The organism is Anaeromyxobacter oryzisoli (genome assembly GCF_022690765.1).
Lineage (GTDB): Bacteria > Myxococcota > Myxococcia > Myxococcales > Anaeromyxobacteraceae > Anaeromyxobacter > Anaeromyxobacter oryzisoli.
This window is the reverse complement of record NZ_JALCZA010000040.1, coordinates 27,559-42,716: the sequence shown is the minus strand read 5'-3', so window position 1 is coordinate 42,716 and position 15,158 is coordinate 27,559. Positions and strand designations below refer to the sequence as shown.

Annotated in this window: 11 protein-coding genes and 1 pseudogene; 6 read left to right on the top strand and 6 right to left on the bottom strand. The window is 72.8% G+C overall.

Features of this window, described 5'->3' with window-relative positions:
• From MNZ27_RS13795 to rho, 6 genes and pseudogenes are all read right to left on the bottom strand, one after another.
• Window positions 1-192: pseudogene (locus tag MNZ27_RS13795) on the bottom strand (response regulator); the annotation flags it as partial.
• A gap of 23 nt (window positions 193-215) precedes the next feature.
• A complete protein-coding gene (gspC, locus tag MNZ27_RS13790) occupies window positions 216-1,244 on the bottom strand; it encodes a type II secretion system protein GspC (RefSeq protein WP_242394662.1) in 1,029 nt (342 codons plus the stop codon).
• A gap of 156 nt (window positions 1,245-1,400) precedes the next feature.
• Window positions 1,401-2,834: a sigma-54-dependent transcriptional regulator gene (locus MNZ27_RS13785; protein WP_242394661.1), complete on the bottom strand. Its 1,434-nt coding sequence runs from the start codon at window positions 2,832-2,834 to the stop codon at window positions 1,401-1,403.
• Window positions 2,835-2,871: 37 nt separating this feature from the next.
• Entirely contained in the window at window positions 2,872-3,057 is a 186-nt protein-coding gene (locus tag MNZ27_RS13780) for a hypothetical protein (protein ID WP_242394660.1), read from the bottom strand.
• A gap of 183 nt (window positions 3,058-3,240) precedes the next feature.
• The gene (gene rpmE, locus MNZ27_RS23625; protein WP_277957928.1) at window positions 3,241-3,630 is read right to left on the bottom strand and encodes a 50S ribosomal protein L31; all 390 of its coding nucleotides are present in this window, start codon (window positions 3,628-3,630) and stop codon (window positions 3,241-3,243) included.
• A gap of 163 nt (window positions 3,631-3,793) precedes the next feature.
• Window positions 3,794-5,107, bottom strand: coding sequence for a transcription termination factor Rho (gene rho, locus MNZ27_RS13770; protein WP_242394659.1), 1,314 nt, complete (start codon window positions 5,105-5,107; stop codon window positions 3,794-3,796).
• 330 nt (window positions 5,108-5,437) lie between these two features.
• On the opposite strand from rho, the gene ligA reads away from it, so the two are divergent.
• The 6 genes from ligA to MNZ27_RS13740 all read left to right on the top strand — a co-directional run bounded on the left by ligA (window position 5,438) and on the right by MNZ27_RS13740 (window position 15,149).
• The gene (gene ligA, locus MNZ27_RS13765) at window positions 5,438-7,501 is read left to right on the top strand and encodes an NAD-dependent DNA ligase LigA (protein ID WP_242394658.1); all 2,064 of its coding nucleotides are present in this window, start codon (window positions 5,438-5,440) and stop codon (window positions 7,499-7,501) included.
• Between the two features lie 43 nt (window positions 7,502-7,544).
• Window positions 7,545-7,826: an acylphosphatase gene (locus MNZ27_RS13760; protein ID WP_242394657.1), complete on the top strand. Its 282-nt coding sequence runs from the start codon at window positions 7,545-7,547 to the stop codon at window positions 7,824-7,826.
• Between the two features lie 211 nt (window positions 7,827-8,037).
• Complete coding sequence (locus MNZ27_RS13755) at window positions 8,038-10,722, top strand: TIGR03960 family B12-binding radical SAM protein (protein ID WP_242394656.1); 2,685 nt, start codon at window positions 8,038-8,040, stop codon at window positions 10,720-10,722.
• 189 nt (window positions 10,723-10,911) lie between these two features.
• A complete protein-coding gene (locus tag MNZ27_RS13750; RefSeq protein WP_242394655.1) occupies window positions 10,912-13,293 on the top strand; it encodes an Rne/Rng family ribonuclease in 2,382 nt (793 codons plus the stop codon).
• On the top strand, window positions 13,293-14,618 hold the full coding sequence (locus tag MNZ27_RS13745) for a YhjD/YihY/BrkB family envelope integrity protein (protein WP_242394654.1): 1,326 nt from the start codon (window positions 13,293-13,295) through the stop codon (window positions 14,616-14,618). Before MNZ27_RS13750 ends, MNZ27_RS13745 begins: the two co-directional genes overlap by 1 nt.
• Window positions 14,619-14,762: 144 nt before the next feature.
• Entirely contained in the window at window positions 14,763-15,149 is a 387-nt protein-coding gene (locus MNZ27_RS13740; RefSeq protein WP_242394653.1) for an HU family DNA-binding protein, read from the top strand.
• Window positions 15,150-15,158 lie beyond the last annotated feature (9 nt).

The following is a 15,158-nucleotide window of genomic DNA, read 5'->3' as shown; positions in this document are numbered from 1 at the left end:
CGCGGCGCCCGGCGGCGTCGCCGGGGGCGGCACGGCGGGCGTCGTGGGCTCCGGCTCGCCTGGCTCGCCCGGCGCCCCGCCGGGCGGCGGCACCGGCGAGGTCGGCCGCGGCGGCATGCCGGAGGGACCGAGCGGCACCTGCGCGAGCGCGAGCGTCGGAGCGAGGAGGAGGGCTGCGAGGCGCGTCTTCATGGCATCCCTTCGAGCACCGGGGTTCACGGCGTCACGTCGTACTGCTTCTGGATGGGCCTGCCCTGGCGCTCCACGTCGATGGTCACGTGTCCCACCTCCCGGAGCTTCTGGTACAGCTCGAGCGCCTTCTCCGGAGAGTTGATCTCGTACCCGTTGATCCGCTGGATCACGTCGCCGTTCTCGATGCCGATGGAGGCGTAGAGCGATCCCGGCTGGATGGAGAAGAGCTTGAAGCCGTTCGCGACGCCGTTCTTGAAGGAGGGGACGATCCGCGCCTGCGTCGCGATGTTGTTGAGGTTCGACAGGGTGGAGTCGATGACGTTCCGGTCGATGGTGTACTTGTCCGGACCGACCGCCCGGACACCCCCGACCGGCGCCGCCGGCCGCCCGGGGAAGCCTGGGGCAGGCACCGGCGCCCGGCCGATGTTGCCCGCCGGCGGGATCGCGTCCGCCGTGCCCCCGCCCTCGAAGTCGAGGTACTCCTTCGTCCCGGCGTTGCAGATGACCGCCACGATCTTGAACGCGTTCCCGGTCGCGTCGCCGTCGTCCTTCACCCGCTCGAGCCCGAGCAGCTCGGCGCCCCCGACCTGCTCCCCGACGCCGTAGACCGCGGTCTGGCGGCTCGACAGGTCGGAGATCGTCGCGAGCGACGAGCTCGGCCGCTCCGCGATCACCGTCGCCACGAGCTGGAGCCGCAGATCGGAGCGCACCGGGGTGGCGCGCGGGTCCTGGCAGTTCTGCGGCCGCGACGGGGCCGCCGTCGCGCCGGCCTCCTCCTCGCGCTTCGGCGGGGACTGGCCGATGAGGTGGTAGAGCTTCGCCTCGTCCATCGCGAGGGGCAGCACCGGGCGCGAGGGAGGGACGGCGGCGAGGTTCAGATCCACCGCCGGCTTCGGACGGATCACCGCGCCGACGAACGTGTTGACCGTCTTCGCCGAGAGCCACGCCGCCACGAAGAGCAGGGCGAGGTTCGCGGTCCAGGCGTACTTGCGGAAGAAGAGATCGAGCATGGGGGCCTTGCCCTGGAGCCGAAATAGCAACGGACGTGCCATCGGCCCGGTCCGGACTGCTCGTTGAACCCCGCGCGAACACGGGGAAATCCCGTCGCCGGCGCCGCCCGGCCGGCCGCCGGCCCGCCGCCCTTGCCAAACTGGCAATCGCACCTGGGCGGCGCCCGCGCGGGCGCCAATTTGGCACCGCGGCCGGGACTACTCCCGGGGCTCGGGCGGGGGCTCGACGAGCCGGCCGTCCTCGTCGCGATCGAGCTTCCGGTAGATCGTCCGCGGGGCGATCCCGAGGAGCTGCGCGGCGAGGTTCTTGTCGCCCTTCGTCTGCCGGAGCGTCTCGCGGATCACGAGCCGCTCGATCTCCTCCATCGGCGTCCCCAACGGCACCGTGAGCGCGGGCGGGCCGCCGGCCGGGGCGCCGCCGGACGTCGGCGGGGCGGACGGCGCGCCGGCGCGGATCGCCTCGGGGAGGTCGTCCACGTCTACCGCTTCACCGTCCGTCAAGATGACGCCGCGCTCGACCGCGTGCTGCAGCTCGCGGACGTTCCCCGGCCAGCCGTAGCGCTCGAGCGCGGCGAGCGCGGCGGGGGTGAACCCCGCGACGCCCGGCTTCCCGTGCTTCTCGGCGCAGCGCCGGAGGAACGCGTGCGCGAGGAGCGCCATGTCCTCGCGGCGCGCGCGCAGCGGCGGGAGCCGCACCGAGACCACGTCGAGCCGGTAGAACAGGTCCTCCCGGAACCGGCCGCTCCGCACCTCGGCGGCGAGGTCGCGGTTCGTCGCGGCGACGATCCGCACGTCCACCCGCACGGGCTCGGTCCCGCCCACGCGCTCGAGCACGCCGTCCTGCAGGAAGCGGAGGAGCTTCACCTGGACGGCGGGTGACATCTCGCCCACCTCGTCCAGGAACAGCGTGCCGCCGTCGGCGCGCTCGAAGCGGCCGTCCTTGCGGGCCACCGCGCCGGTGAAGGCCCCCCGCTCGTGGCCGAACAGCTCGGACTCGAGCAGGCTCTCCGGGATCGCCGCACAGTTGATGGGGACGAAGGGCCGGGCCGCGCGCGGGGAGAGGTCGTGGACGAGCCGCGCCGCGAGCTCCTTGCCGGTGCCGCTCTCGCCGGTGAGGAGGATCGTCGCCGAGGTGGGCGCCGCCTGCCGCAGCGTGTCCAGCACCGCGCGGAACGCCGGCGCGTCGCCGAGGAGCGGCCCGGGGCCGGCGCTCGCGGGGGCGAGCTCGGCGATCCGCGCGCGGAGGGCGCGGTTCTCCGCGACGAGCGACGCCTTCTCGAGCGCCTGCCGCACGCACTTCACGATCGCGTGGCGCTTCAAGGGCTTCGTGATGAAGTCGTACGCGCCCTGCTTCATCGCGGCGACCGCCGCCTCGACGGTGCCGTAGGCGGTCATGAGGACCACCTCCGTGTCGGGCGAGATCGTCTTCACGGCGCGGAGCAGCTCCTCGCCGCTCATCCCGGGCATCATGAGGTCCGTCACGACCACCGCGGGCGGCTCGCGCCGGAGCACGTCGAGGGCGGCGGCCCCGGAGGCGGCGAGGGCGACGCGCCACCCCTCCCGCCCGAAGATCTTCCCGAGCGACTCGAGGTTCGGGCTCTCGTCGTCGACGATGAGGACGAGCGGGCTCACCCGGCGGAGGATACACCGCCGCCGCTCGGCGCGTCCGTCAGCGGAGCGGGGCGTCCGGCGCGCGCGCCGCCGCGCCGGGGAGCGGGCGGACGCCGAACGCGGCGCGGAGCTCGTCGCCGAACACGGCGACCGCGCCGGCGGCGGCGAGGACGAGGAACCCGATCAGGAACAGGTACTCGGTGAGGCCGCGCCGCGACGGGCGCGGCCGATCGGGAGTCGTCATGCGCGACCCTCTAGATCGCGGAGGAGGGGATCGCAAGCGCGCCTCCCCGACCGCGCGGATGGCGTGCGCTCGCCCGGCGGTCCGCCTTCGGCCCGGCGGTCCGCGCCGATCGACCCCGCAGACGAAGACGGCGCCCCGGGGGGCGCCGTCCAGATCCCGCAGCCTCGATCGAAGAAGCTCCGGCTACTCCGGCTTCGCCTCGGGGGCGGGCTCGGCGGCCGGCGCGACGGCGGCCTCGGCCGGAGCGGCCTCGGTCTTCGGCTTCGACTTGCCGGCCTTCGCACGCTTCGCGGCCCGGTTCTCCTTGGGGGCCGCGGGGGCGGCCTTCTTCGGCGCCGGCGCGGGCTTCGCGGGGGCCTCGGCCTTCGCCGCGGTGGCGGCGGCGTAGCGCGTCTTGAACTTCTCGATGCGCCCCGCGGTGTCCATGATCTTCTGCTTGCCCGTGAAGAACGGGTGGCACGCGGCGCAGATGTCGATGTGGAAGTCGCCGCGGACCGAGCGGGTCTCGATGACGTTCCCGCACGCGCAGACGACCTTGGCGGCCTTGTAGTCGGGGTGGATGCCTTCCTTCATGTTCGCCTCTGGGCCGCTTGCATCGCGCAGGTCGGGCGATGGTCCGGGCCCGGTGAATGGGAGTCGCGCGATCTAACCGGATCGGGCGGGCAGGTCAACCCCTCGTCTGTGCCCCTGGGCCGTGCCGCGCGGCCGGACGCCCGCCGGGCCACGATGGGATCGGCTACTTGCCCCCGCCCACCATCATCTTGAAGAACTCGTCGTGGTTCTTCACCTGGCGGAACTTGTCGAGGATGAACTTCATCGCCTCGACGTTGTCGAGCCCGTTCAGGATCGTCTGGCGGAGGATGTAGATCTTCGAGAGCCAGTCCGCGGGCAGGAGCAGCTCCTCCTTGCGCGTGCCGCTCTTCCCGATGTCCATGCAGGGGAAGATCCGCTTCTCCATCAGCTTGCGGTCGAGGACGATCTCGGAGTTCCCGGTCCCCTTGAACTCCTCGAAGATCACCTCGTCCATCCGGCTGCCGGTGTCCACGAGCGCGGTCCCGATGATGGTGAGCGAGCCGCCCTCCTCGATGTTCCGCGCGGCGCCGAAGAACCGCTTCGGCTTGTGGAGCGCGTTGGAGTCCACGCCGCCCGAGAGGATCTTGCCGGACGGGGGCACGGTGGAGTTGTAGGCGCGGGCGAGGCGGGTGATCGAGTCGAGCAGGATCACCACGTCCCGCTTGTGCTCGACCAGGCGACGGGCCTTCTCGATCACCATCTCCGCGACCTGCACGTGCCGGGAGGCGGGCTCGTCGAAGGTCGAGGCGACCACCTCGCCCTTCACCGTCCGCTCCATGTCGGTGACCTCCTCGGGCCGCTCGTCGATGAGCAGCACGATGAGGGTGCACTCCGGGTGATTGGTCGTGACCGCGTTGGCGATGTTCTGGAGGAGGACGGTCTTGCCCGCGCGCGGCGGCGAGACGATCAGGCACCGCTGGCCCTTCCCGATCGGGGCGAAGAGATCGACCACCCGCGTGGTCATCTCGTTCGGGTCGTGCTCGAGCCGGAGCCGCTCCGTCGGGTAGAGCGGCGTGAGGTTGTCGAAGAGGGCCTTCGCCTGGCTCTCGTCGGGGGGCTCGCCGTTGATCGAGTCCACCTTGAGCAGCGCGAAGTAGCGCTCGCCCTCCTTGGGCTGCCGCACCGTCCCGCGGACCGTGTCGCCGGTGCGGAGCCCGAAGCGGCGGATCTGGGACGGCGAGACGTAGATGTCGTCGGGGCCCGGCAGGTAGGAGAAGTCCGGGCTGCGCAGGAACCCGAAGCCGTCGGGGAGCACCTCGAGCGTCCCCTCGCCCCCGACCTCCATCTCCTCCTTCGCCTGCTCCGCCGCCTTCGTCTGCGCCTGCAGGATCGCGAAGATGAGGTCCTGCTTCTTCATCGCGCCGGCGTCCTCGACGTTCAGCTCGCGGGCCATCCGCGCGAGCTCGGCCACCTTCAGGTGCTTGAGGTCGGTGAGGCTGGACGGGGCGGGCGTGGCGGTCGGTGCGGCGGCGGGCATGTCTGTCTCGGGGAGCGAGTTCGCCCGGTGCAGCGGGCGGGGCCGTCGGGAGCGGCGTGCGGTCTCGAGGAGGAGGCCGAGGAGAGACTGCAAACGTAGGCGCTCGCCTGAAAGGTGTCAACGGACGCAGCCGCCCGCCCGGGACGCGCCGGCGGCGCCGGTGGGACGCGTCCGACCCCGGGGCACCGCGGCCCCGCGGAGCTCGGCGGCCTCGTCGTCGCGCGCTCCGCGCGATCTCCGTCGCGGCGGCCCCGCGGCCCCGACCACCTTCCGAGCGGCCGGGCGCCGTTCGGCGTTGCCCGCCCGGCCGGCCCGGGCGATGCTCCGCGCATGGCCGCAGCCTCCCCCGCCGCCCGGATCCGCGAGCTCGTGTCGGCGATCCGCAAGGCGGATCACGCCTACTACGTCCTCGACAACCCCATCCTCTCCGACGCGGAGTACGACCGGCTCATGCGCGAGCTCGTCGAGCTGGAGGCCGCGCACCCGGAGCTCGCGTCGCCGGACTCGCCGACCCGCCGGGTCGGCGGGGCCCCCGGCGATCGGTTCGCGAAGGTCCGCCACCGCGAGCAGATGCTCTCGCTCGGCAACGTGACGACCGACGGGGAGCTGGACGAGCTGGACGACCGCATCCGCCGGAACCTCGGCCTCGCGCCCGGCGAGTCGGTCGCCTACGTGGTGGAGCCGAAGCTCGACGGCCTCGCGGTCGAGCTGGTCTACGAGGACGGGGCGCTCGCGTCGGGCTCCACGCGCGGGGACGGCACCACCGGCGAGGACGTCACCGCGAACCTCCGCACCATCGGCGCGCTCGGCGCGAACCGCGGGATCCCGCACCGGCTCGCCGGCGCTCCGCCCCCGCGCCTCGAGGTCCGGGGCGAGGTGCTCCTGCAGAAGGCCCACTTCGAGGCGATGAACCGACAGCTCCTCCGCGCGGGCGAGGAGCCCTTCGCGAACCCGCGCAACGCGGCGGCCGGCTCGCTCCGCCAGCTCGACTGGCGCATCACCGCGCGGCGCCCGCTCTCGTTCATCGCCTACGAGGCGCTCATCCCCGGGAACGGCCGCTGGAAGACGCACTGGCAGAAGCTCGAGGAGCTCGCCGCCCTCGGCTTCGAGACCAACCCGGAGAACCGGCGCTGCCGCGGGATCGCCGAGGTGAAGGCCTACCGCGATCGGATGGCGGAGCGGCGCTTCGAGCTCCCGTACGACACCGACGGGATCGTGGTGAAGGTGGACGACCTCGACTGGCGGCTGCGCCTCGGCGCGGCGTCCCGCTCGCCGCGCTGGGCGGTGGCGTACAAGTACCCGCCGCAGGAGGAGGCGACCCAGGTCGTGGACATCTTCGCCTCCGTGGGCCGGACGGGCGTGCTCACGCCGGTGGCGGTGGTGAACCCGGTGCAGCTCTCGGGCGCGACCGTGACCAACGCGACGCTCCACAACGAGGACGAGCTCCGCCGCAAGGACGTCCGGATCGGCGACTGGGTGCTGATGCGGCGCGCCGGCGAGGTCATCCCCGAGGTGGTGAAGGTGCTCCCGGAGCGGAGGACCGGCGCCGAGCGGGAGTTCCGGTTCCCGGAGCGCTGCCCGGTGTGCGGGGCGAAGGTGGTGCGCGAGGAGGGCGAGAAGGTGTGGCGGTGCACCGGCGCCGCCTGCCCGGCGCAGCTCGCCGGCCGCCTGGTCCACTTCGCCTCCCGCCGCGCGCTGGACGTCGAGGGCGTCGGCGAGAAGACCGCCGCCTTCCTCGTCGAGCAGCGGCTCGTGCGCGACGCGGCCGATCTCTACGACGTCCCCTTCGAGGCCTGGCAGCGCGCGTTCAGCCGCCCGCGGAAGCTCGCGCCGGGCGAGAAGGCCCCCGAGCTGCCCGAGAAGAGCGCGCAGAACCTGGTGGACGCGCTCGAGCGGTCCAAGGCGACGACGCTGCGCCGCCTCCTCAACGCCCTCGGGATCCCGCAGGTCGGGGAGGCGACCGCGGCCACCCTCGCGCGCAACTTCGGGACGATCCAGCGGTTCATGGACGCGACGGAGGAGGACCTGCTCGCCGTCCGCGACGTCGGCCCGGAGACCGCCCGCGAGATCCGCGCCTGGACGGGCGAGCCGCAGAACCGGCGGGTGGTCGAGCGGCTCCTCGCCGCCGGCGTCCGCCCCGCGCCGGAGCGGGTCGAGGCCCGCGGGCCGTTCGTCGGGAAGACGGTCGTGCTCACCGGGACGCTCGCCGGCCTGAGCCGCGACGAGGCCAAGGCGGAGATCGAGCGCCGGGGCGGGAAGGTGTCCGGCTCCGTCTCGCGCAAGACCGACCTGGTGGTGGCGGGCGAGGACGCCGGATCCAAGCTGAAGAGGGCGACCGAGCTTGGGGTGCGGGTGATCGGCGAGGAGGAGTTCACGAGGCTCCTCGCCGAGTGATCGTCGCGCCCGGCGCCTCGCGCGTCGGCCGAATGGAGGAGAGATGGATCGCGTCCGTGCCCACATCGTCGTCTCCGGCCTGGTGCAGGGGGTCGCGTTCCGGCAGGCCACCGTGGACGAGGCCCGCCGGCTGCGGCTCGGCGGCTGGGTCCGCAACCTCGCCGACGGGCGGGTGGAGGCCGAGGCGGAGGGGAGGCGGGACGACGTCGAGGCGCTCGTCGCCTGGTGCCACCGCGGGCCGCCGGCGGCGCGCGTGGACGGGGTCGAGGTGACGTGGAGGGCGCACGGGAGCGATCCCGCGGAGCCTTTCGTGATTCGCCGGTAGGGCTCCGGTAGGGGACCGGGCGGCGGCTCGAGCCCACGGGCGATCGGCGCTCCCCGGCGCCTCCGCCCGCCCACCGGCACGGGCGAAATGTTGTGGCGGCGGGGACCGGCGTGGTAGATCCCCCGCCCCACCGGATTCCCATCCGGATCCCGCGGGTTACGACGTGAGCGACGGGCGACACGCGGCTCGAACCCGCGGCCCGGCGAGGCCCATGAAGACCGAGCTCCCCTCCGAAGCCGCGCTCGACGCCCTCGTCCTGCGCGCCCAGAAGCCTTCCCGCTACGTCGGCGTCGAGTTCGGCGCGGTGCGCAAGGACCTCGACGCCGCCCGGGTCCGGTTCGCCCTGGCGTTCCCCGACACCTACGAGGTCGGGATGTCGAACCTGGGGTTCAGGCTCCTCTACCACCTCCTCAACGACCGGGCCGACGTCGCGTGCGAGCGGGTGTTCCTGCCGTGGCCGGACATGGAGGGCATGCTCCGCGAGGCCGGGTACCCGCTGTTCACGCTCGAGTCCCGCGCGCCGGTCCGGGACTTCGACGTCCTCGGGATCACCCTCCAGTTCGAGCTCGCCTACACGAGCGCGCTCGCGCTCCTGGACCTCTCCGGCATCCCGCTCCTCGCCCGCGCGCGCGGCGACTCGGAGCCGCTGGTGGTGGGCGGCGGGCCGTGCGCCTACAACCCGGAGCCGGTCGCCGACTTCTTCGACTGCTTCGCGGTGGGGGAGGGCGAGGAGGTCTCGCTCGAGATCGCCGACGCGGTCGCGGCGAGCGGGTTCCGCCGCGGCGGCGCGACCCGGCGCGAGCTGCTCGAGCGGCTCGCGCGGATCCCGGGCGTCTACGTCCCATCCTTCTTCCGGCCGGTGTACGACCCGGCGAGCCGGACCCTCGCCGCCCTCGAGCCGCTCCTCCCCGGGTACGAGCAGGTCGTGCGCCGGCTGATGCCGGACCTGAACGCGCTCCCGACCACCGCGTACTCCCGCCCCCTCGTGCCCTTCATGCAGACGGTGCACGACCGCCTGCCCGTCGAGCTCCAGCGCGGGTGCACCCGCGGCTGCCGCTTCTGCCAGGTCGGCATGATCACGCGGCCGACCCGGCAGCGCGATCCGAAGCAGGTGCTCCACCTCGCGGAGGTCGGGCTCAGGGCCTCCGGCTACGAGGAGGTCGGCCTCCTGTCGCTCTCCTCCGGCGACTACGCCCCGCTGAACCCGCTCCTCGACGATCTCCTCGCCCGCTGGGAGGGCGAGAAGATCGCGCTGAGCCTGCCGTCGCTCCGCACCGAGACGATGAGCGACGCCCTCGCGGAGCGGATCGGGCGCATCCGGAAGACGGGGTTCACGCTCGCGCCGGAGGCGGCGACGGAGCGGATGCGCGCGGTGATCAACAAGGGCAACCGCGAGGAGGACCTGCTCCGGGCCGTCGAGTCGATCTTCTCGAACGGCTGGTCGCTCCTGAAGCTCTACTTCATGATCGGGCTCCCCGAGGAGCGGGACGAGGACGTGATCGCGATCGCGGAGCTCGCGCGGCGGTGCCTCTCCGTGGCGCGGCGCGCGCTGCCGAAGGGGCAGGGCTCGGTGGCGATCCACCTCGGCGCGTCCACCTTCGTCCCGAAGCCCTTCACGCCGTTCCAGTGGGAGCCGATGATCTCCCCCGCGGAGACGCGGCGGCGGCAGGGGCTCGTCACCGCCGCGCTCGGCGGCCGGAGCGGCGCGATCCAGTTCAAGCCGCACGACTCGCGCCAGTCGTCGATCGAGGGGGCGCTCGCGCTCGGCGACCGCCGCGCCGGCACCGCCGTCCTCGCCGCCTACCGCATGGGCCAGCGGCTCGACGGCTGGACCGAGTGGTTCGACGAGGGGCGCTGGATCGCCGCGTTCGAGGCCTGCGAGCGCGAGCACGGCGTCGGGCTCGACTGGTTCGCCCACCGCCGGCGCGGCCTCGACGAGGTCCTGCCCTGGGATCGGATCGACTGCGGCGTCACGAAGGGCTACCTGGCGAAGCAGCTCGCGGCCTCGCGCGGCCTGGAGGAGGTCCGCGACTGCGTGAGCGGCCCGTGCACCGTCTGCGGGGCCTGCGACCACCGCGTGGTGAAGAACCGGATCTACGAGGCGAAGGACTACGTCCCGGAGCCGCCCGCGCCCCCGCGGTCGCCCGAGCCGGCGACCCGCTCGTTCGTGCGCGTTCGCTACGCAAAGCTCGGCCGCCTGGTGGCGCTGTCGCACCTCGAGACCATGCACGCGCTGCTCCGGGCGATCCGCCGGGCCGGCCTCCCGGTCGCGTACTCGCAGGGCTTCCACCCGAAGCCGCGCGTCTCCTTCGGACCGGCGCTGCCGGTCGGCGTCGAGAGCGTCTGCGAGCACCTCGACCTGGAGCTCGTCGGCCCGGCCGAGCCGGCCGAGGTTCTGCGGCAGCTTGCCGCACAGCTCCCGGAGGGGTTACGGGCGGACGAGGCGACGCTGCTCGATCCGCGGGCGCCGTCGATCTCCGAGGCGCAGCGTGCCGTCCATTACCGCGCCGACTTCCCTGTGGAAATCTGGGACGATGCGGCGTTGGCAGCGCGGGTGGCCGCGTTCCAGGAGGCCGACCGGGCGCTCGTCACCCGGGCGGCCGCCCCGAAGAGCCGCCACCGTGGCCGCAACCAGAAGGTCGCGGCGAGGAAGGGAAGGGAGATAGACTTGAAGGAAATCGTGACACACCTCGCGGTCGAAGGTGCGGGGTCGGTCGCGTTCAGCTTGAGGGCGGATCCGTCGGGGAGCGCCAAGCCAGCCGAGGTGCTGGCGGCCATCTTCGGTGACGGGATGCCGCCCCAGGGAGTGAAGGTTCTGAAGGAAGGCGTGAGCTTCGCGAGGAGCGGGCAGAGCCCCGGAGGGCAGCCCCGCGCGCCTCGCTACGTAGACGCCTGAAGGAAACGAACGCGCCCCGCTGGTGCCGCGAACAACGACGCGGCCGCCGGGCGCGAGGAGACGCGAAGCTTTGAGCGTGAGCTCGACAGCCGATCCGAGGCGCCCGGCACCACCGGGGCGCACGCGATCGTGGCCCGCCGGTTGGGGCCTCGCTCTCCCCGCGCCTCGCCGGGGCGAGAGAGGTGACCCATGGCGGGCAACAGCATCCTGGTGATCAACGCCGCCGGCGCGGAGACGCGCGTGGCGCTGGTCGAGAGCGGGACGATCCACGAGTACTACCTCGAGCGGAAGCGCGAGCAGGGGATCGTCGGCAACATCTACAAGGGGCGGGTGGTCCGCGTGCTCCCCGGCATGCAGGCCGCCTTCGTGGACATCGGCCTCGAGAAGGCCGCCTTCCTGTACGTCGGCGACGTCTACGGCGACCCGGACTTCTCGGAGGAGTTCGAGCTCACCGAGGGCGAGCACCGCGCGGAGGTGCCCGAGGTCCCGACGGAGGAGGAGGCGGAGCAGGCCGAGGAGCGCGCCCGGCTCGTCGTCGCGGAGCCTCCGGCTCCCACGGCGGCCGGCGAGGGCGCGCCCGCATCCGAGGGCGCTCCTGCGCCCGTTTCCGAGGGCGCCCCTGCGCCCGTCTCCGAGGTCGCGGCGGCCGCGGTCCCCGCCGAGGGCGCGGTCGCGACGGAGCCGTCGGCAGCGCAGGCCGCGAGCGTCGCCGCTCCCGAGGCAGCCGCTCCGGCGGGCGAGGCCGAGCTGCCGCCCCCGCTCACCCCGATTCCGCTCACGCGGGCGGTGGGGATGGAGCCGGTCCCCGCAGTCCCCGGCCTCCCCGTTCCCCAGCTCGCCGACGCCGCCTCGACCGCCACGAGCGAGGTCGCGTCGCAGCCTGCCGCCGCCCCGGCCGAGGCGCCGGCCGCCGCGGTCGAGCCGTCGACTGCCGCCGCCGAGACCGCCGCGACGCCGGCCGAGCCGTCGGTCGCCGTCGCGCCGGCGCCGGAGGTCGCTCCGGAGAAGGACCGGATCCAGGCGCCCGGGCGCGAGTCCGCCCGCGAGGCGCGCGGGGATCGCGAGCGCGAGGGCCGGCGGCGCGAGGAGCGCGGCCGGCGCGAGGGGCGCGAGCGCGGCGAGCGCGATCGCGGCGGTCGCAACGGGCACCGCGACGAGAAGCGCTCGAAGGAGCCGAAGAACATCCAGGACCTCCTCAAGGAGGGCCAGGAGGTGATCGTCCAGGTCGCGAAGGATCCGATCGGGACGAAGGGCGCCCGAATCACGAGCCACATCTCGCTCCCGGGCCGCCACCTCGTCTTCATGCCGACGGTCGATCACATCGGCATCTCGCGGCGGATCGAGAAGGACGGCGAGCGCCGGCGCCTGCGCGAGATCGTGGACCGGATGCGCCCCGAGGGCACCGGGTTCATCGTCCGCACGGTCGCCGAGAACGTCGAGGCCGCGAAGCTCGAGGCCGACATCCGCTTCCTCATCCAGGTCTGGAACGAGATCATCCGGACGAAGGACAAGGTCTCCGCCCCGGCCCTGCTGCACGGCGACCTCGACCTCATCCTCCGCGCGACGCGCGACCTCTTCACGGCCGACGTCGGCAAGCTCGTCATCGACGACCAGGACGAGTACGAGCGGATCCTGCGCTTCGTGCGCGAGCAGGCGCCGCACCTCGAGAGCCAGATCGAGTACTACGCGGAGAAGGAGCCGATCTTCGACGCGTACGGCATCGAGCAGGAGCTCAAGCGCGCGAGCCAGCGCAAGGTCTGGCTCAAGAGCGGCGGCTACCTGATCATCGACCAGGCCGAGGCGCTCACCGCCATCGACGTCAACTCGGGGCGCTACGTCGGGAAGAAGAACCTCGAGGAGACGATCACCAAGATCAACGTCGAGGCGGCGAAGGAGATCGTCTACCAGCTCCGGCTGCGCAACATCGGCGGCATCATCATCATCGACTTCATCGACATGGACAAGGCCCAGAACCGCGAGAAGGTCTTCAAGGCCTTGCAGGACGCGCTGGGGCGGGACAAGGCCAAGACCAACGTCCTCAAGATCTCCGAGCTCGGCCTCGTGGAGATGACGCGCAAGCGCGTCCGCGAGTCGGTCACCCGGATGATGATGGAGCCCTGCAGCTACTGTGAGGGCAAGGGGCACGTGAAGTCGAAGATCACCGTCGCGTACGAGATCTTCCGCGAGATCCGCCGCGAGGCGCCGCACTTCCCGGAGCCCGTGCTGGTGGTGAACTGCCACCCCGAGGTCGCGCGCATCCTCCAGAACACCGAGCGGGACGAGCTGCGCTACCTGATGGACCGCTTCAACAAGACGATCCAGGTGAAGACGCAGAACGGCTACCACCAGGAGCAGTTCGACATCTACGGCCGCCAGGAGCGCGCCGAGCAGGGTGGTGGCGGCGGCGGGAACCGGGAGCGGCGCGGGCGGGAGCGCCGGGGCGACCGCGGCGGCGGGCAGGACCGGAACCGCGGCGGCGTGGAGCAGGCCGCGCCGGCGACCTCCGGCGGGGCGAACGCCGCGGCGGACCCGGCCGCGAGCTCGGCGGGCTCGGGCGGCGAGAAGGCGTGATGGCAGCGGATGCGGACGGTCCCGGCGTGCGGATCCGGCGCTGGGCCCGGAACGCGTCCGGCGCGATCGAGACCGCGCTCCACGTCATCGAGGTCGAGAGCGTCCGCCTCCGGGCGATGGCGCTCACGTACATCTCGCTCTTCGCCCTCGTGCCGGCGCTGGTCGTCGCGTTCTCGGTGATGCAGGCCTTCACCGGGACCGAGCGGATCGCCGATCGGGTCCACGAGTTCCTGTTCGAGAACCTCGCCGTCGGGGCCCAGTCCACCATCGGGCCCTACCTCGACCGCTTCATCCGCAACGCCCACGCGACCAGCGCCGGGCTCGTCGGCGGCGCGCTGCTCGTCTGGTCCGCGGTCACGCTCTTCTCGAACGTCGAGCGGGCGGTGAACGACGTCTGGGGCATCAAGCGGCGCCGCTCCCTCGCGCAGCAGGGGGTGATCTACTGGTTCGGCCTCACCCTCGGCCCGCTCCTCCTCGCCGGCTCCGTGACCCTGGGCCACGCGACGCGGACGTTCTTCGCGAGCACCGGGATCCAGGCGCTGGCGGTGATCGCCTCGACCGTCCTCACCAGCGCGTTCTTCGCGCTCCTGTTCCAGGTCGTCCCGAACGCGCGGGTGCGCCCGACCGCCGCGCTCGCCGGCGGTCTGGCGGCCGGCGTCGCGTGGGAGCTCGCGAAGTGGGGCTACACCTTCGCGGTCGCGAAGATCTTCCGGTACCACGCCATCTACGGCTCGGTGGCGGCGGTGCCGATCTTCCTGTTCTGGCTGTTCGTGTCGTGGACGATCCTGCTCTTCGGAGCCCGGCTCGCCTACGTCGTCCAGTACGCCTCCACGCTGATCGGGGCGGGGAACGGCGGCTCCCGGGTGAGCCGAGAGCTCCTCGCCGGGCAGGCGCTGCTGATCGTGGCGCGCGCCTACGACGAGGGGCGGCCGGCACCCGACTCGGGCCAGCTCGCGACGCGTCTCGCGGTCGCGGCCGATCAGGCGGGGGACGCCATCTCGGCGCTGCGGCAACATGGGCTGATCCTCGCCGTCGCCGATGGCGGCCTGGTGCCCTCCAGGCCGCTCGAGAGGCTCACCCTTTGGGATGTGCGACAGGCGGCCGCGGGTCCCCGCCGGATCACCAAGGGGGCGGGCGGCAGCAGCGCCGGGGTGTTGGCGAGTGTTCTGGATGGGATAGAGCAGCGGGCTGCCGGAGATCTCGAGACGGTGACGTTCCGGGCGCTCTGCGACCAGGAACGGGCCTCGGAGCGGGGCGATACCGACCGGATGATCCGACCGCCACCCCCCGATCAGGCGGGGGCCCGGCCGGTCCCGACGCGCTGAGCCGTGGCGCCTCGCCCGACCCCGAACGGGCCCGGAACTACGCATGCCCGTGGAACCCTTGCTGATTTCGGAGCCTTCGGCTAGGCTTTGCGCATCCCGATCGGCTCGCCATGGGCGGGGGCCGCAAGCGATCTCGGAGCGCCGATGCTGAAGTCGGACCTCATCAACATCCTCGTCGTGAAGCGTGGTGTGACGCAGAAGCAGGCGGAAGCCACCATCGAGACGATCTTCGACTCGATGAAAGATGCGCTCTGCAAGGGCGAGAACATCGAGATCCGTGGCCTGGGCGCCTTCCACGTGAAGCACTACGACGGCTACCAGGGGCGCAACCCCAAGACCGGAGAGGTGATTCCGGTGAAGCCGAAGCGCGGGATCCTGTTCCGGACCGGCAAGGAGCTGCGCGACCGCGTGAACCGTCCGGATCTCCTGACGAAGCCCGAGGGCGCGAAGCCCGAGGGGAGCGGGGAGACCACGCCGGGCGAGAACCAGGGCACGCCCGAGGGGACGCCGCCCGTGGCCGCCGGCGTCTGACGGATCCTT

Coding starts and splice junctions, on each gene's coding strand:
- gspC (WP_242394662.1), bottom strand. CDS start 1,244: ATGGCACGTCCGTTGCTATTTCGGCTCCAGGGCAAGGCCCCCATGCTC.
- MNZ27_RS13780 (WP_242394660.1), bottom strand. CDS start 3,057: ATGACGACTCCCGATCGGCCGCGCCCGTCGCGGCGCGGCCTCACCGAG.
- rpmE (WP_277957928.1), bottom strand. CDS start 3,630: ATGAAGGAAGGCATCCACCCCGACTACAAGGCCGCCAAGGTCGTCTGC.
- rho (WP_242394659.1), bottom strand. CDS start 5,107: ATGCCCGCCGCCGCACCGACCGCCACGCCCGCCCCGTCCAGCCTCACC.
- ligA (WP_242394658.1), top strand. CDS start 5,438: ATGGCCGCAGCCTCCCCCGCCGCCCGGATCCGCGAGCTCGTGTCGGCG.
- MNZ27_RS13760 (WP_242394657.1), top strand. CDS start 7,545: ATGGATCGCGTCCGTGCCCACATCGTCGTCTCCGGCCTGGTGCAGGGG.
- MNZ27_RS13755 (WP_242394656.1), top strand. CDS start 8,038: ATGAAGACCGAGCTCCCCTCCGAAGCCGCGCTCGACGCCCTCGTCCTG.
- MNZ27_RS13750 (WP_242394655.1), top strand. CDS start 10,912: ATGGCGGGCAACAGCATCCTGGTGATCAACGCCGCCGGCGCGGAGACG.
- MNZ27_RS13745 (WP_242394654.1), top strand. CDS start 13,293: ATGGCAGCGGATGCGGACGGTCCCGGCGTGCGGATCCGGCGCTGGGCC.
- MNZ27_RS13740 (WP_242394653.1), top strand. CDS start 14,763: ATGCTGAAGTCGGACCTCATCAACATCCTCGTCGTGAAGCGTGGTGTG.